This is a genomic window from Stenotrophomonas sp. YJH_SMC_12-1, assembly GCF_059370935.1.
Genome location: NZ_JCAFUD010000006.1, coordinates 239,381 through 261,737 on the forward strand (window position 1 = coordinate 239,381; position 22,357 = coordinate 261,737).

Consider the following 22,357-nt stretch of genomic DNA (forward strand, 5'->3'; position numbering starts at 1 on the left):
CGCAGAGGCAACGTCAACGGCAGAAGCTGGGTTCCTGTGGGTTGGCGGGGTGGGCCCGGTTGCGGGGGACGCCGTTAACCCATCCTTGGGGGCTTGGCCGCGGCATCCATGCCGCGGACACCCCCGCAACCGGCCCCACCCCGCCTTCGACAGATTTCCGCGATCTGTCGGAACGGTGTCCACCTCTGGTAGGTGTCGACCTTGGTCGACACGGATGAGTTCATTCGATATCTGACAGATGTGTCGACCAAGGTCGACACCTACCAACAGCCGCCGGAATCTGTCAGAGGTGGGGCGGTGTCGGAGTGCGGGGTGTCAGCCGCATGGGCTCGAGGCATGCCTCGGGCGGGTTGGGCAGGACGCCCAACCCCGGTCTCGCCGTGTGCGCAGGAAAGCGCACACGAGCAAGCAGCTGCCAAGCCTACACGGACGTACTTGCGGCGTCCCCGCACTCCGACGCCGCCCCGCCCACCCACGGAATGCACGCTGTTGCTGTTGCTGTTGCTGTTGCCGGCCAGCGGCCGGCACTACCGCGGGTGCAGGGCTGCAAGCCCTGCACACAAAAAACCCCGCTTGCGCGGGGTTCTCTGTGTGCTGCGTGCAGCAGGCGCTTACGGGCGACGGGCCAGGGCCTCGACGTCCTTCGCCTTCGGCAGCAGGTCCTGCTTGCTGACGCGCAGGAAGCCGATCGTCAGCATCGGCACCGCCACCAGGATCGAAGACAGCACCACGATCACCGCACCGATCATGTGCGTCTCGGCCAGGCCTTCCATCGAGCTGCCGCCGTACATGTACAGCGCCAGCGCCGACAGGAAGAACATCACCGCGGTGATCACCGTACGCGACAGCGTCTGGTTGATCGAACGGTTCAGCACTTCCATCGAGTCCACGCGCAGGCTGCGGAAGTTCTCGCGGACGCGGTCGAAGACCACGATGATGTCGTTGATCGCAAAGCCCATCACCGACAGCAGGCCGGCCAGCACGGTCAGGTCGAACTCACGACCCAGCAAGGACACGTAAGCGACCGTCACGATCAGGTCGAACATCGCCACGATGCTGGCGGTGACCGCGAACTTCCACTCGAAGCGCACCGCGATGTAGATCAGGAAGCCGGCCAGCATGAAGATGGTCGCGTACAGGCCATTCATCGCCAGGTCCTTGCCGATCTGCGGGCCGACGAACTCGTTGCGCAGCACGGTGGCCTGGTTGTCGGCAGAAGACAGCGCCTTCACCACGGCGGCAGCGGTGGCCTTGTCCTCGGCGGCGGCGTCACCGGTACCCGGCGCATGCTCACCGTGCGGGGCCAGGCGGATCAGCAGGTCGGTGTTGCCACCGACGCTCTGGACCTGGGCGCCTTCGAAGCCACTCTGCTCGAGCTTGTTGCGGACCTGCTCGACGTCCACCGGCTTGTCGAAGCGGGCTTCGATCAGGGTGCCGCCGGTGAAGTCCAGCGCGTAGTTGAAGCCCTTGATGCCGATGATGGCGACCGAGGCCAGGAACACCACGATGGTGACTGCCATGGCGACATGGCGCCAGCGCATGAAGTCGATCTTGGTGTCGTTCGGGAGGATGTGCAGCGGAAACAGTTTCATTGTGCGTGTCGTCCCGTCAGATGGCCACGTTCTGGAGCTTCTTGCGACGGCCGTAGATCAGCGTCGCCAGCGCACGCGACACGGTGATCGCGGTGAACATGGAGGCGAAAATACCGATGATCATGGTCAGTGCGAAGCCCTTCAGCGGACCGGTACCGAATGCGAACAGCGCCACACCGACGATCAGGCCGGTCAGGTTGGCGTCGAGAATGGTGCCCGAGGCACGCTCGTAACCGGTCACGATCGCGGTCTTGCCCGGCACACCGGCACGCAGCTCTTCACGGATACGCTCGTTGATCAGCACGTTGGCGTCCACCGACAGGCCCACCGACAACGCCAGGCCGGCGAAGCCCGGCAGGGTCATGGTCGCGCCAAACAGCGACATCACCGCCACCACGATCAGCAGGTTGAACAGCATCGCTGCCGAGGTGATCACGCCGAACATGCGGTAGTACACGCTGAAGAACACCAGGGTGAACAGGAACGCGAACACCACTGCGCGCATGCCGTTCTTGACGTTCTCGGCGCCGAGGCTCGGGCCGACCACACGCTCTTCGACGAAGTCCATCGGCGCGGCCAGCGAGCCGGACTTCAGCAGCTTGGCCAGGTCGTCGGCTTCCTTCTTCTGCAGGCCGGTGGTCTGGAAGTTCTTGCCGAACACGCCGTTGATGTTGGCCACCGAGATCACTTCCTCATTGACCTTGAAGCCACGCACTTCCTGGCCGTCAACCAGGGTCACGGTCGGCACGCGTTCGGTATACACCACCGCCATCGGCTTGTTCACGTTGGCGCTGGTGAAGTCGAACATGCGCTGGCCGCCGACGTTGTTCAGCGTCACGCTGACCGCCGGGGCACCACTGGTGGAGTCGGTCACCGCCTGCGCGCCGACCATCTGGTCGCCGGTGACGATCACGCGCTTGTTCAGCAGGATCGGACCGCCGCCGTCACGGCGCTGATAGACCTTCGCTTCCGGCGGGATGCGGCCGGAGTCGATGGCGTCCTGGGCATTGCCCTCGACCACCGCGCGGTATTCCAGGGTGGCGGTGGCGCCGATCATGCGCTTGGCTTCGGCAGTGTCCTGCACGCCGGGCAGCTGCACGACCACGCGGTCGGCACCCTGGCGCTGGATGATCGGCTCGGCGACGCCGAGCTGGTTCACGCGGTTGCGCAGGGTGTTGATGTTCTGCTCGATGGCGCCATTGGCGATCTGCGCGATCTCGGTCTCCGGCACGGTCACCGTGATTCGGTTGCCGCTGACGTCGTAGCCGAGCGTCGGCTGCGCCTTCACCAGTGCCGCACGGGCACGCTGTGCGGCGTCATCACCGGCGGACGGGCTCAGGTTGGCCACGATGCTGTTGTCCGCGCGACGCTCAACCGACTGGTACGCGATGCGCGCGTCACGCAGGGTGCTGCGCACGTCTTCGGTGTAGGCGTCCAGGCGCTTGCCGAGGGCGGCCTTCTGGTCGACCTGCAGCACGAAGTGCACACCACCCTGCAGGTCCAGGCCCAGCACCATCGGGCGACCGCCGAGGTTGGCCAGCCAGTCCGGCACGGTCGAGGCCAGGTTCAGGGCCACGGTGTACTTTTCGCCGACGGTGTCGCGCAGGGCGTCGCTGGCAGCGGACTGCGCCTTCAGGTCCGGCAGGCGGACAATCAGGCTTTCCCCTTCCTTCTCGACACCGACGGGGGTGACTCCGGCCGTCTTCAGGTCGGCCAGCACACGGTCGCGCAGCGCATCGTCGATCTGCCCGCCACGGTTGGCGGTGATCTGGAGGGCCGGGTCCTTCTGGTAGATGTTGGGCAGCGCGTACAGCGCGCTGAGCGCCAGTACGATCAGGATGACGACGTACTTCCAGCGTGGAAATTCGAGCATTGCTTGGGTCCCGCGCGGCGCCATCCCCGGCGCCGCGGTTGTGCATCGGAAAGGGAGTGGCTTACTGGGCCGACTTCAGGGTACCGGCCGGCAGCACGTTGCCGACAGCGCCCTTCTGCACGCGGATGCGCACGTTGTCAGCCACTTCAATGGTGATGAAGTTGTCGCCGATGTCGGTGACGATGCCGGCGATGCCGCCGTTGGTCAGCACTTCATCGCCACGCTTGATCTTCTCCAGCATGGCCTTGTGCTCCTTCTGCCGCTTCATCTGCGGGCGGATCATCAGGAAGTACATGATGGCGATCAGGATGACCGGGAACAGCAGCGTGGTCAGGCCCATGCCCTGCGGTTGGCCGCCGGCGGCCTGGGCGTGGGCGGCGGGAATCAGGAAAGCAAGCAGGTTCATCGTTGGTCCTTTGGTTGGGCGGCGCTTCGGCCCTTTCACGGGCACGAGGTGTCGACCGCGGATCTGGGTCAGCCTTGAAGTATGCCACGGCCCCGAGCGTTCGTCCTTGGGCCGTTTGGCAGGGGCATTCGGGTTACAGGGGCGGGGCCACCGCCCCGCGTGCCGCGTAGAAGGACTCGCGGAAGGCCAGGAAGGTTCCCGCCTCGATGGCCGCGCGGATGTCGGCCATCAGCTTTTCGTAATAGAACAGGTTGTGCAGGGTACCGAGCATCGGCGCCAGCATCTCGTTGCAGCGGTCCAGGTGGCGCAGGTAGGAACGCGTGTAACCGCCGGTGCAGGCCACGCAGCCGCAGCCCGGCTCGATCGGGTCCATGTCCCGCGCGTACTGGGAATTTCGGATGCGAACGGTGCCGAACGAGGTGAAATAGTGGCCGTTGCGCGCATTACGGGTCGGCATCACGCAGTCGAACATGTCCACGCCGCGTGCCACGCCCTCGACCAGGTCCTCCGGCCGGCCCACGCCCATCAGGTAACGCGGGCGGTCGCCCGGCAGCTCCGGATCCAGGTGGTCGAGCATGGCATTGCGCTCGTGCTCCGGCTCGCCCACGGCCAGGCCGCCGATGGCGTAGCCGTCGAAGCCGATCGCCTGCAGGGCGTCGGCCGAGCGGCTGCGCAGGTCGGTGTGCACGCCCCCCTGGACGATGCCGAACAAGGCCGCGTCGTTGCCCAGCTCGTCATGCGCGTTGCGGCTGCGCTGGGCCCAGCGCAGGCTCAGCTCCATGGAACGGCGGGCAACGTCTTCGGTGGCCGGGTACGGGGTGCACTCGTCGAAGATCATCACGATGTCCGAATCGAGCACCTTCTGGATCTTCATGCTCTCCTCGGGACCGACGAACACCCGGGCGCCGTCGGTGGGCGAGGCAAAGGTCACGCCCTGCTCGGTGATCTTGCGTCGATGGGCCAGCGAGAACACCTGGAAACCGCCGGAGTCGGTCAGGATCGGGCCATCCCAGCGGCAGAAGCCGTGCAGCCCGCCGTGGTCGGCGATGATGTCCAGGCCGGGGCGCAGGTACAGGTGGAAGGTGTTGCCGAGGATGATCTCGGCGCCCAGCGCCCGCACCTGGTCCGGCAGGATGCCCTTGACCGAGCCATAGGTCCCCACCGGCATGAAGGCCGGCGTTTCCACCGTGCCACGCGGGAAGGTCAGGCGGCCACGGCGGGCACGGCCATCGCGGGTCTGGAGCTGGAACTGCAGTCGGGACATGGAGCGGTCGTTCAGGCAAATAGTCGCCCATTGTCTCCCAAAACCGGGGCGGCCGCCCATTCAGGCCTGAACAGGCTCCATCTGACACTTTACCTGTCGCAATTGGCCTTGGCGGCGGAACGTCTTCCTCCTAGGGTGACCAGCCCCACATGCTGGCACTCCACTCATGCCCACCCTGCGCGACCTTCCTCTGGAAACTGAATGGTTTCCGGACGCACAGGAGTCGCTGGAGTTTCCAGGCGACCTGCTTCTTCCGAGCGGCCCAGCGAACTACGTAGGCGCAGTGATGTGTCTACGCCTGACGCTGTACTTCAAGGACGCACATCTGGCCTGCACGAGAGAAAACCTGTGCCTTTGCTTCGACGCGTTCCGCGAGCACGCGGGAGGCGAATTGTCATGGCTCTGGCGCGAGAAACCAACGGATGGACGATCCCGGCAGCGCGTCAAGGACAGCAAAGCTCTGCGAGAAATGATCGAGCCCATGTTGGAAGACGACCATCTCAGCTTCTGCTACACCAGCGGTCCCAATGCTGAAGACGCCGGAGCCTGGCAGTTCCGTGTTTACGGCAAGCGCGGCTGGCAATCCCGAATGGGCAACGACATGAGTGTCCTTGAACTGTCGGTCCCGACTGGCCATTTCTCAGGAAAGGAATGCCAGTTCATTAAACTGGCGATCAAATGTGCACACTGGTTGAGGGCCGCACATGGGCATGCCGGCTACGCATTGAATCTGAGCGCAGTACGCCGAGAGCGCAATGAGCCCATTGAAGCAGTGCTGGCCCAGCGCCTTCCCGGCCTGGATGTGGGGGACGCCGCGCTCCTGGCGAACCGGGCGGAACTCAAGCATCTCAAGATCAAGACGGTGAGCTGGTTGACCCTACTGGATGACGCCCGGCTGGCAGCGGCTGGAGGGCTTGATCAGCTCCGCAGCGCTCTCCCCGAGCAGTATTTCAGGCTCCAAGGGTATGGCGGCGGCGTCTTGATCCAGGCTGGAGCGCGACCCCTCGCCTACGCTGATGCAGAAGATCCTCGCGCCCCTGAATATGTACTGCTCGACCATCAACTCCGGGGTCTGCGACCTGCGTCGGTCGGCAATCTCCATTCCAACCCAAAGTCCACAGAACCGAGACTGGTCGGCCGGATCGCCGATCAGTGGATGCGTCGATTTGAAGTCGATCCTTCAGAGATCTCGATTCACGAAGCAAGGCTTGCGCAGCAGCATCCATGCACAATCGAATGAGCCAAGGCGAGCAAATGAACAAAATCCCTGGTGGAAAAATTGAGCAGAAAGCCGATCGAATCGCCCCGGGTACCAGCCCCGTAGCCGGACACGCATGGCGTGGATTCCACCTTCAGGCACAAGCGGTGCGCACCAACGGTGCGCACCCAGCACTATCAGGCAGAGGTCAGCCCCCTACTCCGCCTGCGGGAACAGCAGCATCGCGTCGCCGTAGCTGAAGAAGCGGTAGCGCTGCTCGATCGCGTGCCGGTAGGCCTCGAACACGCGGTCCTTGCCTGCAAACGCCGAGATCATCATCAGCAGCGTGCTTTCGGGCAGGTGGAAATTGGTCACCATCGCGTCGACGCTGCGTATGCGGTAGCCCGGGGTGATGAAGATCTGGGTCTCGCCGGCGAACGGCAGCAGTTCGCCATCGCGCATCGCGCTTTCCAGCGCGCGCACCACGGTGGTGCCGACGCCGATCACCCGGCCACCGGCCGCGCGCGTGCGCCGCACCTGCTGCACCAGCTCGGCGCCGACGTTCAGCCACTCGCGGTGCATCACGTGGTCCTTCAGGTCATCGGCGCGCACCGGCTGGAAGGTGCCCGCACCCACGTGCAGGGTGACGTGGCCGAACTCCACGCCCTTGTCCTTCAGCGCCGCCAGCAGCGGTTCGTCGAAATGCAGGCCGGCGGTCGGTGCCGCCACCGCGCCCACTTCGCGCGCGAACACGGTCTGGTAGCGCTCGCGGTCGTCCACGCCCGGTTCGCGCTGGATGTAGGGCGGCAACGGCAGGCGGCCGGCATGCAGCAGCCACTGCTCCAGCGACTCCGGCACATGGAACTGCAGCACGTAGAACTCGCCATCGCGGCCCAGCACCTCGGCTTCGCCACCGGCATCCAGCGCGATGCGGCTGCCGGCCTTCGGCGACTTGCTGGCGCCGACCTGCGCACGCGCCTGCTGAGCGCCGAGCAGGCGCTCGATCAGGATCTCCACGCGGCCGCCGCTGGCCTTCTGCCCGAACAGGCGCGCCGGAATCACCCGGGTGTCGTTGAACACCAGCAGGTCGCCCGGCTGCAGCAGCGACGGCAGGTCGCGCACCTGCAGGTCGGTGAAGGCACCGGGCGCCGGCGGTACCACCAGGAGGCGGCTGGCGGAACGTTCGGCCAGGGGAGCCTGCGCGATCAGTTCAGCCGGCAGGTCGTAATGGAAATCGGACTTCTTCAAGGCGGTGGGCGGCAACAGGTCGACAATGGCGCGCATTGTACGTCCAGCGTCTGCGAGCCGGCGCACTTCGCGGCGAACGTCGCGCAAAATGCTGCTATGCAGCAGGTTTCTGCGGGGTTATCGCGCAAAAAAACAAGTGCTAGCATCGAACCGGAAGTCCGCTGCACGAGCCTGCCCCAAGCGCGCGTGATGACGCGCGTTTTGCTTTTGATGGCCCGTGCGACCCATTGTTTCAGGAGATCTGCAATGAGCTTCATCGAACGCCTCGCCCCCCTGCGCAGCCAGCCCGGCACCCGTCTCACCACCGGGCTGGACGATGCCACCCTGACCGCCCTGTCCGCCAACCACCCGCAGCTGATCGCCGCGGTGGACGCCGCTGCCGAGGAATTCGCGCGCGTGCAGGCCGACCTGGGGCCGCTGCTGGCGCAGGACGAACAGGCGCAGATCGACGCGATGCAGGACGGTTTCGTCAATTTCTATGCCGATGACGCGGTGACCCCGTACGTGGCACTGGCTGCGCGCGGCCCATGGGTGGTCACCCTGAAGGGCGCCGTGCTGTACGACGCCGGCGGCTACGGCATGCTCGGCTTCGGGCACACCCCGGACGCCGTGCTGGAGGCGATGGCCCGCCCGCAGGTGATGGCCAACATCATGACCCCCAGCCTGTCGCAGCAGCGCTTCATCACCGCCCTGCGCGCCGAGATCGGCCACCGCCGTGGCGGCTGCCCGTTCGCCCGTTTCATGTGCCTGAATTCCGGTTCCGAAGCGGTCGGCCTGGCCGCCCGCATCGCCGATGTCAACGCCAAGCTGCAGACCGACCCGGGTGCGCGCCACGCTGGCGCTGCGATCAAGCGCGTGGTGGTCAAGGGCAGCTTCCATGGCCGTACCGACCGCCCTGCCCTGTATTCCGATTCCAGCCGCAAGAGCTACATGCAGCACCTGGCCAGCTACCGCGGTGAGGACTCGGTGATCACCGTGGCGCCGTACGACGAAGCCGGCCTGCGCAAGGTGTTCGAGGACGCCGCACGCAACCAGTGGTTCATCGAGGCGGTGTTCCTGGAACCGGTGATGGGCGAAGGCGACCCGGGGCGTTCGGTGCCGCCGTCGTTCTATGCCGTTGCCCGCGAACTGACCCGTGCCCACGGCAGCCTGCTGCTGCTCGACTCGATCCAGGCCGGCCTGCGCGCGCATGGCGTGCTGTCGGTGGTCGATTACCCGGGCTTCGAAGGCCTCGACCCGCCGGACATGGAGACCTATTCCAAGGCCCTCAACGCCGCGCAGTACCCGCTGTCGGTGCTGGCGGTGACCGAGCATGCCGCGCAGCTGTACCGCAAGGGCATCTATGGCAATACCATGACCAGCAACCCGCGTGCGCTGGACGTGGCCTGCGCCACCCTGGCCCAGCTGACCCCGCAGGTGCGCGCCAACATCGCCGAACGCGGTGCCGAGGCCGTGCGCAAGCTGGAACAGCTGAAGAACGAGCTGGGCGGGCTGATCACCAAGGTGCAGGGCACCGGTCTGCTGTTCTCCTGCGAGCTGGCCCCGCAGTTCAAGTGCTACGGCGCCAACTCGACCGAGGAATGGCTGCGCCAGCACGGCATCAACGTGATCCACGGCGGCGAGAACTCGCTGCGCTTCACCCCGCACTTCGGCATGGACAGCGAGGAGCTGGACCTGCTGGTGGGCATGGTCGGCCGCGCCCTGCGTGAAGGCCCGCGCCGCGAGCAGGCCGCTGCCGCGTAGGCCTGCTTGGCGTTTGTAGAGTCGAGCCGTGCTCGACTCGGCCTTTGCCGCGATCTGAACGAAGAGCGGCCGAGCATGGCTCGGCTCTACAGAAGGGCTCATAATCCAAGGACACCCCGTCCCCGACCGCCCTGCGGTTGGCGACGGGGCGTTTTCGTTTCCGGCCAAGAGACAGGAAGATCCATGAAATCGATCTGTGTGTACTGTGGTTCCAACGCTGGCAGCAAACCGGCCTACACCGAGCGCGCCATTGCCCTGGGTGACCGCATCGCCCGCGACGGCCTGCGCCTGGTGTATGGCGGCGGCAACGTCGGCCTGATGGGAACCGTGGCCAATGCCGTGCTCGCCGCTGGCGGCGAGGTGACCGGCGTGATCCCGCGCCAGCTGGCCGACTGGGAAGTGGCCCACCGTGGCCTGACCGAACTGGAGATCGTCGGTTCGATGCATGAGCGCAAGTCGCGCATGTTCGATCTTGCCGACGGTTTCGTCGCCCTGCCCGGCGGCTTCGGCACCATGGAAGAGATCTTCGAGATGCTGACCTGGCGCCAGCTGGGCATCGGCAACAAGCCATGCGCTTTCCTCGATGTGGACGGCTTCTACGCCCCGCTGATCGGCATGATCGATCGCATGGTGGAAGAACGCTTCCTGCATCCGGACCAGCGCCAGGACCTGTGGTACGGCTCGGACATCGAAGAGATGCTGCAGTGGATGAAGAACTACCAGCCGGCCCAGGCCTCGAAGTGGATCGACGAGAAGCGCCGCGCCGCCCTGCGATGATCCAGCTGCACGCGGTGGCTCAGGCCGCCGCGTGCGCCCAGGGCGCGGGCCGCCCCAGCAGGTAGCCCTGGCCGTAGTCGCAGCCCAGTTCACGCAGGGTCTGCCGCTGCGCGTCGGTCTCGATGCCTTCGCCGATGGTCTCAATGCCCAGCGTGCGCGCCAGCGACAGCACGCCTTCCACCAGCGCCCGCGTACTCTGCACTTCCGGACCGTGCAGGCCAGCGATGAAGCTCTGGTCGATCTTCAGCGTGCTGATCGGGAAACGGTGGAGGTAGGACAGCGCGGAGAACCCGGTACCGAAATCGTCCAGCTGCACCTGGATGCCGCGCTCGCGCAGGCCCTGCAGGATACGCAGCGTGTGCGGGCCGTCGTCCAGCAACGCCACCTCGGTGATTTCCAGGCGCAGCCGGCGCGGATCGGCACCACAGCTGTCGAGCAGGCCGAACAGGCGATCACTGAACTCTGCCGAGCGGAAATGCCGGGGCGATACGTTCACCGAGACGTAGCCTTCGCCTCCCCGTGCCAGCCCCGCGATGACCTGCTCGTAGATCAGCCAGTCCACCTGTTCGATCAGGCCGCTCTCTTCACCCAGCTCCAGGAACGCGCCGGGCAGCAGCAGGCCACGGCGCTCATGCTGCCAGCGCAGCAGCGCTTCGTGACCGACCACTTCGCCGTCGGACAAGCGCACGATCGGCTGATAGAACGGCACGAAATCGCGGTTGTTGATCGCACGGCGCAGGTCGGCTTCCAGGTCCAGGCTGCGCATGGCTTCTTCGCGCATGTCCTCGTCGAAGATCGCACAGCGGTCATGGCCCTGCGCCTTGGCCCGGTACATGGCCGCATCCGCATCGCGCAGCAGCTCTTCTCCGGTGCGGTAGCGCGGATTCCACAGGGCAATGCCCAGGCTGCCGGACGGAAACAGTTCGCGCCCGGCGATCCACATCGATTCCTGCAACCCCAGCAGCAGCCGCTGGCCGAAATCCAGTGCCTGCGCCAGGCCCTGCGGGCACTGCAGCAGCACAGCAAACTCATCACCGCCGAGCCGGGCCACCACATCTTCGGCACCTGCCATCGACACGATGCGCTTGGCCACTTCCACCAGCATGCGGTCGCCGGCGGCATGGCCGATGCTGTCGTTGACCAGCTTGAAGCGGTCCAGATCGAGGAACAGCACGGCGAACACCGGTCCGCCCTCGCGCTTGGCCAGCGCCAGTGAATCCTGCAGGCGATCCAGCAGGTGCAGGCGGTTGGGCAGGCCGGTCAGCGCATCGTGCATGGCCTGGTGGGTCAGGCGCTGCTCGGCACGCAGGCGCTCACCGATCTGCCCAAGCAGCTTTTCGTTGACCTCGGCCAGTTCGCGGGTGCGTTCCTCAACGCGCTTTTCCAGCTCGGCATGTGCCGAACGCAGCCGCTGCTGGTCGCGCTGGCGCGCAAGCCCGGTTCCGATGTTCTGCGCAACGAAGGTCAGCAGCCGCTGATCGTGCACGCTGAACGTGCTGTTCTCGCTGTAGCTCTGCACCACGATCGCACCCACCACCTCATCGTCGCGCAGCAACGGCACGCCCAGCCAGCAATGCGAGCGCGCGCCGGACTCGCGCACTTCACCACTGGCCAGCAGCGCATCGATCTGCGCGCGTGACGCCAGCAGCGGGCGCCGGTTGCGCACCACGTATTCGGTCAGGCCCCGGCTGAACGGCCGTGGCGCGCGGCTGGCATTGTGCTCGTCCACCGAATACACGAAGTCCAGGCCGTTGCCGGCCGGGTTGACCAGGGCGATGTAGAAATTGCGTGCGTCGAGCAGGCGCCCGACCACCCCATGCACCTGTCCATAGAACTGGTCCAGGCTGTCGGCCGACATCGCCATCTCGGCGATGTTGTACAGCGCGGTCTGCAACTGTTCGGCACGGCGACGCTCTGCCACCTCATCCTGCAGGCTGCGGTTGGCGCGCTGCAGTTCCTGGGTGCGCCGCGCCACCTGCTGCTCCAGCCGCACCTGCGCCTGGCGCCGGTCCATCGCGGTCTGTACGTGCTGCGCAACGAAGCCCAGCAATGCGCGCTCGGCCTCGCCATAGCGGGCTGCCTGTTCATAGCTCTGAACCACGATGGCCCCGCAGACGCGGCCGTCGCGCAGCATCGGCACGCCCAGCCAGTCCAGGCTTTCGGGACCGCGCTGCGGGTCATGCTCCTGTTCCATCACCTGCGCCAGCAGTTTGCGCGAAGGGCCACTGAGCGGCTTGCCATGGCGCAGCCGCGCCACGGTCAGGCTGCGCGGCATCTCGCTGGCGTCATGGCTCTGCGTGGGATCGGCGACGAAGTCATCGACCTGATCGGCGAAGTACAGGAAGCGGATCTGGTCGCGCACATCGTCGTATTCCACGATGTAGCAGTTCTCGGCATACATCAGCGTGCCCAGCACACCATGCACGTGGCGCAGCATCTCGGGCATTTCCAGGTCGGCACCGGCCAGATCTGCAATCTGGAACAGGGCCTGCTGCAGCCGTTCGGCCTCTTCCAGTGCCTTGATCTGGCCGGCCTGGCGGCCGCGCTGCAGCGCCAGCTCCATCGCCTGCCGGGCCAGCCCCCACCACGCGGGTGAAGGCACCGCGCCCGCAACCGACAGCAGCAGCCGCGCACCGTCATACTCCCAGCCGTGCTGGCCATCGCCGGCGGCGGGCTCCACGGACGCAGCGCTGTCAATCGCAAGCAAGGGCCAGCCCCCTCGGCCATTCCCCAGCTGCGGGTCGTCCCAGCCAACGCGGACCACGGCCGTTTCCGGCAAAAGCGCATGCAACGCGCGCACCAGCGCCGTGCTCAACACGGCCTCGTGTAGTGGCTCTTCCGCCGATTCAGCATGCGTGGACAAATGACAATCTCTTGGCGCCGTCTGTGCGTCGCCTCCCCTGAGCCGCCGAGCATAGCGCGCCACCCGGGGGGCAATGGAAGCCCGTAAACCCCGAATCGTGCGCCCGTACGTTTTTCGTGCTGTCCGTAGCTGCTTCCATGCCATGAACCTCGCCCTGCCCGCCCCTGCCACCGGCTATGCGCCACCGCCTGCAGGCCTTACCCTGTACGCCGTGGAAGCCAGCGCACTGCCAACCGATGAAGCCTTGATGCTGGCCTGGGCCGGTGGCGACCTGCGCGCGTTCGAAAGCCTGTATGGGCGCCACCGCAAGCGCCTGTTCGGCTTCCTGCTGCGGCAACTGCGCGACACCGCGCTGGCCGAGGAGATCTTCCAGGACGTCTGGCAGCGGGTGATCAGCGCCCGTGCCGGGTGGCAACCGGACGCGGCCTTCAGCACCTGGCTGTTCCGCATTGCCCACAACCGCCTGAACGACCATTGGCGCGCCGCCCGCCACCGCCCGGCTGCCCCGGCCGATTCCGATCTGCGCCTGGCCGCGATCGAGGATGGGCAGACCCCGGAAGGCGAGCTTTCCGAATTCGAACAACGTCGCCGCATCCAGCTGGCGATGGAACAACTGCCGCCTGAGCAGCGCGAAGTGCTGCAACTGCGGCTGGATCAGGAACTGAGCCTGGAGGAGATCGGCCAGATCACCGGCGTAGGCCGGGAAACCGTGAAATCGCGGCTGCGCTATGCGATGGACAAGCTGCGTGCGGGATTGAACGCATGAACCGAGACGAACCGCTGACGCCGGAAGAACGCGAGCTGGCCAGGCTGCTCGGCCGTCGCGCCGAGCAGGCTCCGCCCGCCGCACTGGACGCCGCCATCCTGGCCGCGGCCCGCGCTGCCGTGGACGCGCCGGCCGCCGATGCGGTCGCCTCTCCCGAGGCGCCGCGCACGCAGCGCACACGCCCGCGTTGGCCGGCGGTGTTCGGCATCGCCGCCTCGATGGTGTTTGCCATCGGCATCGCCTGGCAGCTGCGTCCGGAACCGCCGCCGGTTCCGGCCGGTGAGGCCGCTGTTGCTGCGGCACCGGCAGCGGCAGAAGACGTTGCGGCTGCCGATCAGGCCGCTGACCACAGTGCAGCCGACAGCGCTGTGGCGGGCGCCCAACCAAGCGCTGCGCCCGCAGCACCCGAGGCCGCCCCTGTTGCCGCTGCCCCGGCACCGTCCATCGCACGCGCGCCCGAGCCGGCGCCGGCCGAAACCGCTGAAGCGCCGGCCCAGGCTGCACGATCGATGGCTGCGGATGCGGCCGCCGATACCGCCTTTGCGGCCCTCCCGCCAGCGCCGACGGCAGCACCGGCAGCAGCGCCGCCTGCGCCACCGGCACCCGCCGCCTACTCGGCACCGGCACCTGCACCGGCATTCGCGCCGGCAGCGTCCGGGGCACTGAAAGCACGCACGGCCGCGGCACCTGCACCGGCACCAGCAGCCAATGCCGCCGAGGTCGAGCGGGCGGAGGCGCTGGATCGGGTGGAGATCACCTCGATGAAGCGTGAGGCTCCCACCCGTTCGGCTCCGGGCATCATGCGCCGCGGCAGCGATGCGGGCCTGAGCGCGGATACCGTGCAGGCCGAGGTGGACGCCGACGCGCGCCTGCCACGCCGGCAGTGGCTGCAGAAAATCCGCGAGCGCCGTGACCAGGACCAGCGCGACCTCGCCCGCGCCAGCCTGGAGCGCTACATCCAGCAATATCCGGAAGCGCGCCTGCCGCGCGACCTGCGCCCGCTGCTGGACGACTGAAACGGGCGGGGGTACCCGGCAACACCGTAGAATGGCGGGAATGCTCGATACCCTCGCCCAGCCCGTCAGCCACACGCTGGAAGTCAAACACAGCCGCTTCATCGCCCATGCCGCGCCGATCGACGGCGCCCCCGCAGCGCTGGCGTTCCTGCAACAGGTTGCCGTGGCCGACGCCACACACAACTGCTGGGCCTACCGGCATGGCCAGGACTACCGCTCCAGCGATGATGGCGAGCCGGCAGGCACCGCCGGGCGGCCGATCCTGGCCGCGATCGACGGGCAGGGCTTCGACCGGGTGATGGTGGTGGTGACGCGCTGGTTCGGTGGCATCAAGCTCGGCGCCGGCGGCCTGGTCCGGGCGTACGGTGGCGCCGCCGCAGAATGCCTGCGCACCGCGCCGCGGCTGGCGCTGGTCGCCATGGCACGGCTGCAGCTGCAGGCCGGCTTCGAAGACCTGGGCACCCTGCATGCGGCCCTTCCGGGGTTCGGCGCGGAAAAGCGCGATGAACAGTTCGACGCGAACGGGGTGTGCCTGCGGGTCGAATTGCCGGCCGATCAGGTCGACGCATTGAAAATCCGCCTGCGCGACGCCACTCGTGACCGTATCCGCATAGAAGACGACCACCAGGATGACTGACAAGGACGGCGCCCCCGCCTCGCCCCCGCCGCTGCGCCGCCTTGGCAGCCTGCGCACGCTATGGCCGTTCGTGCGCCGCCACAGTGGCCTGTTCACCGCCTGGCTGATGGCCCTCGCGGTGTCTTCGGCGGCCACGCTGAGCCTGCCGCCGGCGGTCAAGCAGATGATCGACCACGGCTTCAGCAGCGGCGGCCAGATCAACCGTGCCTTCGCCCTGCTGATGCTGGTGGCCGTGGTGCTGGCCCTGGCCACCGCCGCGCGCTTCTACTTCGTGTCGCTGCTGGGCGAAAAGGTCGTGGCTGACCTGCGCAGCCGCCTCTACGCACACCTCATCCAGCTCGGTGCCGGCTTCCATGACCGCAGCCGCAGCGGTGAGCTGGTCTCGCGCCTGACCGCCGACAGTGAGCTGCTGCGCAGCGTGGTCGGCTCGACCATGTCGGTGGCATTGCGTAGCAGCGTCACGGTGGTCGGCAGCCTGGCGATGCTGTTCGTCACCAGCCCGCGGCTGGCGGCGTGGTCGCTGCTGGGCATTCCGCTTGCGGTACTGCCGATCATCATCGGTGCGCGCAAGCTGCGCACCGTCGCGCGCAGCAGCCAGGACCGCATCGCCGATGCGAACAGCCTGGCCAGCGAGACCCTGGGCGCCGTAAGGACGGTGCAGGCGCATGCACGCGAACCCTACGAGCGCGGCCGCTTCGACCATGCACTGGGCGATGCCATCAAGGCCGCCCGCCGCCGCATCGGTGCGCAGTCGCTGGTCACCGCCAGCGCCATCCTGCTGGTGTTCGGCGCCATCGTCGGCGTGCTGTGGCTGGGCGCGCACGATGTCATCGATGGCCGCCTCAGCGCAGGCACCCTTGGCCAGTTCGTGCTGTACGCGCTGATCGGTGGTGGTTCGGTCGGTGCCCTGGCCGAAGTCTGGAACGAACTGCAGCGCGCGGCCGGCGGCATGGGCCGCATCGGCGAACTGCTCCAGGAAGACATCGAGATCCGCGCGCCGGCGCAGCCGCACGTGCTGCCGCAGCCGCTGCGTGGCGAGATCCGGTTCGACGACGTGGTGTTCCATTACCCGCAGCGGCCAGACCAGGCGGCGCTGGACCATTTCAACCTGCACGTGCGCCCGGGCGAGACCGTGGCCCTGGTTGGCCCGTCCGGCGCAGGCAAGAGCACGGTGCTGTCGATGCTGCTGCGCTTCCACGATCCGGCCAGTGGCCGCATCTGCGTGGATGGCATCGACGTGCGCCAGGTCGACCCGGCCGAGCTGCGCGGACAGCTGGCGCTGGTTCCGCAGCAGCCGACGCTGTTTGCCGCCAGCGCGCGCGACAACATCCGCTATGGCCGCCTGCAGGCCAGCGACAGCGAGGTGGAAGATGCCGCACGCGCCGCCGAGGCGGACGGATTCCTGCGCGCGTTGCCGCAGGGCTATGACAGTGAGCTGGGCGAGCGCGGCGCCCGCCTGTCCGGTGGCCAGCAGCAGCGTGTGGCGATTGCCCGCGCACTGCTGAAGGATGCGCCGATCCTGCTGCTGGACGAAGCCACCAGCGCGTTGGACGCGCAGAGCGAGCACGGCGTGCAGCAAGCGCTGGAACGCCTGATGGCGGGCCGCACCACGCTGGTCATTGCCCACCGTCTGGCCACCGTGCTCAAGGCCGACCGCATCGTGGTGATGGACCAGGGCCGCATCGTCGCCGAGGGCACGCACGCGCAACTGCTGGCCGAAGGCGGACTGTACGCTGAACTTGCACGCCTGCAGTTCATCGATTGATGACGTCCGCCTAACATCGGCGCGGCCAAGCTGGCCGCGCAACAGCAGCATCCGCTGAAGGAGGTGCACGATGTCGTTCCGTCAGTTCCCCGCCGTCGACAGCAACGGCGAAAGCCACATCATCATCGAGTTCAAGCCCGAGGCGAATGGCAGCGGGCACCATTCCGAAGCCACGCCACGCTACGAACTGGATGATGGACGGCCGCTGGTACGCGACGGCCGCGAGTTCACCACCAGTGGCGGTGAGCTGAGGCTGACGATCTGAGGTTCGCCGGGCACGGCCCGGCGCCACCGGATTTCGTACCGCTCCGCTCTGGTGGGTGTGGACCTTTGTCGACACGCCTTTTGCCAAAGGCGGTCGAGCATGGCTCGACCCTACAAAAAGCGTGATCAATTTTTGACCAACCATCTTGACAGCCTTTACTACCAAGGGCTGAGCGAGGTTATCCACACCTTTGCTCAGAAACCATCCACACCGCCTGTGGATGAATGTGCTCAGCCCAGCACCCGCCCGATGCCGCTGGCGTCCACTTCGGCGGCCGCGCGACTGATCGCCCCCGGATCGCTGCCGGCCACGAACCCGATCCGGAAATGCACTTCGCCGCCAGGCGTGCGCGAGGAATGGATCGAGGCCAGGCTGATGCGGTGCTGCTCGAACACGTTCAGCAGCTCACGCAGTGAGCCCGGCCGGTCTTCCGGCAGGTGCACCGACAACGCATTGCGCTCGGTCAGGTCAGCCAGCAGATAGCCCACGCGTTCGAAGGTGTAGTTGCCCGCGGCCAGTGCCTGCTCGCCGAAGGCACTGCGGTTGGCCGACAGCAGCTGCTCACGGAATGCACTGCGTGCAGTGTCGTCGCCCTGTCCGACCTGGGCCTGCAGGGCCTGCAGCTGGCCGACCAAGCGCTCCAGCATCGGCGCCACGTACGGGTTGCCGAACTGGATGTCCTCGTAGATCGCGGGGTTCAGCGACAGGATGCGCGAGATGATCGCCGTATCCAGTTCGAACGATGCCGACCGGTACGGCATCATCGCGGCCAGGTCGCCCAGCTGCGGCTGGTACTGGCGCAGCACGCCGGCCTGGGCCAGGTGGGTGGCATGCACCATCGCCTGTACCAGCGCCATCATCTGGTCTTGATGCTGTGGCGTGGCCCGCACGCACTCAGCCTGCAGCGCCGTGCACAGCGAATCGACCCATGGCTGCCAGTGCCGCAGCCGCGCTTCGCAGACCACCATCACCCGACCCTTCAGGGTCGGCGCTTTCGGTGGCGCGGTCATCGGGTGCAGCCCGACCACCTCGGCCTGCGAGGCCAGCATCGCCTGCACCGGTGCCTCCTTCACCGAGGTCACGTCCAGCCACAGCCGGTCCTGCTCGCGGCCGGCCGACTGCCGCACGTACTCGGCGATCAACGCCGGCGTATGCCGGATCGGCGCCGAGAACACCAGCACATCGGCCTGCGCGAGCAACTGTTCCGGCGTATGCGAGCCCGGATCAGCCGGATCATGGCCGATTACCCGCAGCTGCATGTGCTGCTGGAAGAAGCGGGTCAGCCAGCGCCCGTAGGCGCCGGCACTGCCGACGATGCCGACCGTGCGCGGCGTGCGTTCGAGCAGGCCGCTCATGCCACGCGTTCGGCGCGGAAGCGCGTCCCCTCGGCCAGCGCGGCAGGCGCTGCAGCGATCACGTCGAATTCTTCGAAGCCGTTGTCCAGGGTCGCCTCCAGGGCCGCGTGGGTGCCGGCAATCGCACGCGAGATCGCCTGCTGCATCGATTCGCCGCGCTGCAGGAGCGACACCACCAGCGACATCAGCACATCACCCGTACCGGCCACGTCCACCGGCAGCAGGGGCGAGGTCCAGCGCCAGGTCTCCTCGCGGCCGACAGCCAGGGTCACTAGTTCACCCGGGGTGCCGCCCACGCTGTGCGCGATCACCCAGTGCGGGCCACGATCCAGCAGCGTGCGTGCGGCGGCGATGGCATCGGCCTCGGCGAGCGCCGGCATGCCGGTGAGGCGATTGAGTTCAAAGGCGTTCGGGGTCACCAGCCAGGCATGCGGCAGCAGGCGCTCGGCGAAGATCGCTTCCAGGCCCGGTTCCACGTAGGGGCCGGTATGGGTATCACCAATCACCGGATCCAGGCAGTAACGCAGCTGCGGGCAGGCCGGCAGGATGTCGTCCAGCCAGTCGGCGAAGGCGGCACCGTTGGCGGTGCTGCCGAAGTAGCCGGACACCAGCATCTTCGCCCGCTGCGGCAGGCCGCGCTCGTGGGTGCCCAGCAGCAGGTCGGCGAACCAGTCGGCGGGCAGCACGCGACCGCGCGTGGTGTCGTAGAACGGCGCGTTGCTGAGCAACACGGTCGGAATTTCGGCTACGCGCACGCCGAGAGCGCGCATCGGCGGCACGGCGGCGCTGTTGCCGGCGTGGCCGTAGACAAGTTGCGACTGGACCGAGATGACATCGATCGGCGACGGGCCGTCGGGCCGCTGGCGGCGGCCGTGGACCAGGTGGTTATCAAGGGATTCGCTCATGGCCGCATTCTACGCCCAAGGGGGTTTTCGGCAGGGCTTGCAGCCCTGCACCTGCTCAATGCAACGGCAACTGCAACGGCCGAAGCCGAAGCCAAAGCGGCATTTCGTGGGGTGGCGGGGCGGTGTCGGAGTGCGGGGACGCCGCAAGTACGTCCTTGTAGGCTTGGCAGCGGCATCCATGCCGCTGACACCCCGCACTCCGACACCGCCCCGCCTTCGACAGGTTCACGCGGCTGTTGGCAACTGCGGCTGTTGTTCCGCGCTGTTGGTAGGTGTCGACCTTGGTCGACACATCTGTCAGATATCGAATGAGTCATCCACGCATGGCGTGGATCTACCGTGTCGACCAAGGTCGACACCTACCAGAGCAGTAAGCCGTTCCGTCAGATCACGGAAAACTGTCGAAGGCGGGGTGGGTCCGGTTGCAGGGGTGTCCGCGGCATGGATGCCGCGGCCAAGCCCCCAGGGATGGGTTTACGGCGTCCCCTGCAGCCGGACCCACCCCGCCCACCCACGGATAGCCCGCTTCTGCTGTTGACGTTGCCTCTGCGGGTGCAGGGCTGCAAGCCCTGCAAACCGAAAACCCCTCAGTGAACAGCAGGGCGCGACGGCGGCAGCCACGCCGCCACGATGCCGAGCAGCGGCAGGAACGCAGTCAACTGGTAGACGTACTCGATGCTGGTCTTGTCCGCCAGCAGGCCGAGCACGGCAGCACCCAGTCCACCCATGCCGAACGCAAAGCCGAAGAACAGGCCGGACACCATGCCGATGCGGTGCGGCATCATCTCCTGGGCATAGACCACGATGGCCGAGAACGCCGACGACAACACGAAACCGATCAGCACCGCCAGCACCGTGGTCCAGAACAGATCGGCATGCGGCAGCATCAGTGCGAACGGTGCAACGCCCAGGATCGAGGTCCAGATGATCGGCTTGCGGCCGATGCGATCGCCCAGCGGGCCACCGAGGAAGCCGCCGGCCGCGGACGCCACCAGGAATGCGAACAGGTGCAGCTGCGCCTGTGCCACCGGAATGCCGAAATGGTGGATCAGGTAGAAGGTAAAGTAGCTGCCGATGCTGGCCATGTAGAAGTATTTGCTGAAGATCAGCACCAGCAGGATCGCCAGCACCTTGGCCACGGTGCGCGGCGGATGGCGCGGCGCCATCGAGGCGGTGCTGGCCGGGCGCGGGGTGCCCAGGTGCAGCGCGTACCAGCGGCCGACATAGGTCAGCAGTGCAATGCCGATCAGCGCGGCGCCGGCAAACCACGAGGCGGCATGCTGGCCATGCGGCACGATCACGGCTGCAGCAATCAGTGGACCGAGCGCGGTGCCGAAATTGCCACCCACCTGGAACACCGACTGCGCGAAGCCATGACGGCCACCCGAGGCCAGCCGCGCAATGCGCGATGCTTCCGGATGGAAAATGGCCGAACCAATGCCGACCATCGCCGCAGCCATCAGCACCACCGCATAGTTCGGCGCGAAGCCGAGCAGCAGCATGCCGCACAGGGTCGAGGCCATGCCGATCGGCAGCGAGTACGGCGCCGGGCGACGGTCGGTGGCGGCGCCAACCAGTGGCTGGAAGATCGAAGCGGTCAGCTGGTAGGTCAGCGTGATCAGGCCGATCTGGGTGAAGCTCAGGTTGAAGCCGCCCTTGATCACTGGATAGATGGCCAGGATCAGCGACTGCATCATGTCGTTGACGACATGCGAGGTGGAAATAGCTGCCAGCACACCGGGAGCCACCGGACGTGAGGTCGTTGCGGGAGAAGCCAAGGCGGACATGGACGCAGTCAGGTTGGGGGCGAGCCACGCATGCTACGGTTGCCCTCCCCTCCCTTCTGCCGCGTTCGGGTCATGGCCTATCGCAAAAAGGACATCCCCTGCCAGGTCCGCGAGAGTGCGCCGTGGAACGAGGTTCCGGTGCACCGCCCAGTGACCTGCCGCGCCCGCCATTACAAGCCCGGGACCCACATCGCGCCCCACCGGCACCGCCGTCACCAGCTGGTGTTCGCCATGTCCGGACTGATGGTGGTGCGTGCAGACGGCGGCCGCTGGGTAGTGCCTTCAACCCGCGCGATCTGGGTCCCGGCCGGCATGGCCCATGCGGTGGACTGCATCGCCGAAGTACACATGCGCAGCCTGTACGTGGAGCCGGACTTCGCGCCGCAGCTGCCGGACGAGGCGTTCGCGGTACAGGTGGCGCCGCTGCTGCGCGAGCTGCTGCTGGCCGCCAGCCTGATCGAGACCGCGCATGTGGACGACAGCCGCGACGGCCGCGTGGTCCGCCTCCTGCTGGACGAGCTGCACCGCATGGACGCGCTGCCGCTGCACCTGCCCTCACCAACCGACCCACGCCTGCAGCGGATCTGCCAGCACATCCAGAAGCACCCCGGCGATGACGCGACGCTGCAGGACTGGGCACAGGCGCTGGAAGTGGACGTGAAAACCATCCAGCGTCATTTCGCCAGCGAACTGGGCATGACCTTCGGCCAGTGGCGACAGCAGGCGCGACTGCTGGCCGCATTGGAGCGGCTGGCGGTCGGCGACAAGGTCATCGATGTCGCGCTGGCGATGGGCTACGACAGCCCCAGCGCGTTCACCAGCATGTTCAAGCGCCAGCTGGGGCAGACGCCGGCGGCGTTTTTCCGCTGATCGCAAACGAAAACGCCGGGCATGGCC

Annotated in this window: 18 protein-coding genes; 9 read left to right on the forward strand and 9 right to left on the reverse strand. The window is 66.9% G+C overall.

The genetic code is table 11. From position 1 onward, the window contains the following. Nucleotides 1-611 precede the first annotated feature (611 nt). The 4 genes from secF to tgt form a co-directional block, all read right to left on the reverse strand. Nucleotides 612-1,592 (reverse strand): protein translocase subunit SecF, encoded by a 981-nt coding sequence (gene secF, locus AC5P8Y_RS13045; RefSeq protein WP_005409259.1) that lies wholly within the window; start codon nt 1,590-1,592, stop codon nt 612-614. A gap of 16 nt (nt 1,593-1,608) precedes the next feature. Further along, a complete protein-coding gene (gene secD / locus AC5P8Y_RS13050) occupies nt 1,609-3,465 on the reverse strand; it encodes a protein translocase subunit SecD (RefSeq protein WP_495202004.1) in 1,857 nt (618 codons plus the stop codon). Between the two features lie 61 nt (nt 3,466-3,526). Next, nucleotides 3,527-3,871, reverse strand: a complete 345-nt coding sequence (gene yajC / locus AC5P8Y_RS13055) for a preprotein translocase subunit YajC (RefSeq protein ID WP_005409257.1) — start codon at nt 3,869-3,871, stop codon at nt 3,527-3,529. A gap of 133 nt (nt 3,872-4,004) precedes the next feature. Further along, a complete protein-coding gene (gene tgt, locus AC5P8Y_RS13060) occupies nt 4,005-5,135 on the reverse strand; it encodes a tRNA guanosine(34) transglycosylase Tgt (protein ID WP_111188651.1) in 1,131 nt (376 codons plus the stop codon). Nucleotides 5,136-5,301: 166 nt separating this feature from the next. On the opposite strand from tgt, the gene AC5P8Y_RS13065 reads away from it, so the two are divergent. Continuing rightward, the gene (locus AC5P8Y_RS13065; RefSeq protein ID WP_111188650.1) at nt 5,302-6,375 is read left to right on the forward strand and encodes a type VI immunity family protein; all 1,074 of its coding nucleotides are present in this window, start codon (nt 5,302-5,304) and stop codon (nt 6,373-6,375) included. Between the two features lie 174 nt (nt 6,376-6,549). Here the strand turns inward: AC5P8Y_RS13065 and queA are convergent, their stop codons facing one another. Then, complete coding sequence (gene queA / locus AC5P8Y_RS13070; protein WP_088497658.1) at nt 6,550-7,617, reverse strand: tRNA preQ1(34) S-adenosylmethionine ribosyltransferase-isomerase QueA; 1,068 nt, start codon at nt 7,615-7,617, stop codon at nt 6,550-6,552. Nucleotides 7,618-7,827: 210 nt separating this feature from the next. On the opposite strand from queA, the gene AC5P8Y_RS13075 reads away from it, so the two are divergent. Both AC5P8Y_RS13075 and AC5P8Y_RS13080 read left to right on the forward strand, forming a co-directional pair. Next, nucleotides 7,828-9,324, forward strand: coding sequence for an aminotransferase class III-fold pyridoxal phosphate-dependent enzyme (locus AC5P8Y_RS13075; protein ID WP_005409254.1), 1,497 nt, complete (start codon nt 7,828-7,830; stop codon nt 9,322-9,324). Between the two features lie 183 nt (nt 9,325-9,507). Next, nucleotides 9,508-10,101: an LOG family protein gene (locus AC5P8Y_RS13080; RefSeq protein WP_033834411.1), complete on the forward strand. Its 594-nt coding sequence runs from the start codon at nt 9,508-9,510 to the stop codon at nt 10,099-10,101. 19 nt (nt 10,102-10,120) lie between these two features. Here AC5P8Y_RS13080 and AC5P8Y_RS13085 read toward each other — a convergent pair whose 3' ends face one another. Then, nucleotides 10,121-12,919, reverse strand: a complete 2,799-nt coding sequence (locus tag AC5P8Y_RS13085; protein WP_495202009.1) for an EAL domain-containing protein — start codon at nt 12,917-12,919, stop codon at nt 10,121-10,123. 292 nt (nt 12,920-13,211) lie between these two features. Here AC5P8Y_RS13085 and AC5P8Y_RS13090 point away from each other — a divergent pair, with 292 nt between their 5' ends. From AC5P8Y_RS13090 to AC5P8Y_RS13110, 5 genes are all read left to right on the forward strand, one after another. Next, the gene (locus AC5P8Y_RS13090) at nt 13,212-13,730 is read left to right on the forward strand and encodes an RNA polymerase sigma factor (protein ID WP_495202010.1); all 519 of its coding nucleotides are present in this window, start codon (nt 13,212-13,214) and stop codon (nt 13,728-13,730) included. Continuing rightward, on the forward strand, nt 13,727-14,746 hold the full coding sequence (locus AC5P8Y_RS13095; RefSeq protein WP_111173267.1) for a hypothetical protein: 1,020 nt from the start codon (nt 13,727-13,729) through the stop codon (nt 14,744-14,746). The genes AC5P8Y_RS13090 and AC5P8Y_RS13095 overlap by 4 nt, the downstream gene beginning before the upstream one ends. A gap of 40 nt (nt 14,747-14,786) precedes the next feature. Further along, nucleotides 14,787-15,383 carry an IMPACT family protein gene (locus tag AC5P8Y_RS13100; protein WP_005409249.1) on the forward strand — a complete coding sequence of 199 codons (597 nt, stop codon included), beginning with the start codon at nt 14,787-14,789 and terminating at the stop codon, nt 15,381-15,383. Continuing rightward, nucleotides 15,376-17,148 (forward strand): ABC transporter transmembrane domain-containing protein, encoded by a 1,773-nt coding sequence (locus AC5P8Y_RS13105; protein ID WP_033834408.1) that lies wholly within the window; start codon nt 15,376-15,378, stop codon nt 17,146-17,148. The genes AC5P8Y_RS13100 and AC5P8Y_RS13105 overlap by 8 nt, the downstream gene beginning before the upstream one ends. A 70-nt stretch (nt 17,149-17,218) precedes the next feature. After that, nucleotides 17,219-17,413: a hypothetical protein gene (locus AC5P8Y_RS13110; RefSeq protein ID WP_005409247.1), complete on the forward strand. Its 195-nt coding sequence runs from the start codon at nt 17,219-17,221 to the stop codon at nt 17,411-17,413. Between the two features lie 230 nt (nt 17,414-17,643). Here AC5P8Y_RS13110 and AC5P8Y_RS13115 read toward each other — a convergent pair whose 3' ends face one another. From AC5P8Y_RS13115 to AC5P8Y_RS13125, 3 genes are all read right to left on the reverse strand, one after another. After that, complete coding sequence (locus AC5P8Y_RS13115) at nt 17,644-18,768, reverse strand: prephenate dehydrogenase (protein ID WP_495202005.1); 1,125 nt, start codon at nt 18,766-18,768, stop codon at nt 17,644-17,646. After that, nucleotides 18,765-19,673 carry a pyridoxal kinase gene (gene pdxY, locus AC5P8Y_RS13120; protein ID WP_495202006.1) on the reverse strand — a complete coding sequence of 303 codons (909 nt, stop codon included), beginning with the start codon at nt 19,671-19,673 and terminating at the stop codon, nt 18,765-18,767. Before pdxY ends, AC5P8Y_RS13115 begins: the two co-directional genes overlap by 4 nt. 587 nt (nt 19,674-20,260) lie before the next feature. Next, the gene (locus AC5P8Y_RS13125; RefSeq protein WP_032966631.1) at nt 20,261-21,460 is read right to left on the reverse strand and encodes an MFS transporter; all 1,200 of its coding nucleotides are present in this window, start codon (nt 21,458-21,460) and stop codon (nt 20,261-20,263) included. A 72-nt stretch (nt 21,461-21,532) separates the two neighbouring features. On the opposite strand from AC5P8Y_RS13125, the gene AC5P8Y_RS13130 reads away from it, so the two are divergent. Continuing rightward, a complete protein-coding gene (locus AC5P8Y_RS13130) occupies nt 21,533-22,330 on the forward strand; it encodes an AraC family transcriptional regulator (protein WP_049453731.1) in 798 nt (265 codons plus the stop codon). Nucleotides 22,331-22,357 lie beyond the last annotated feature (27 nt).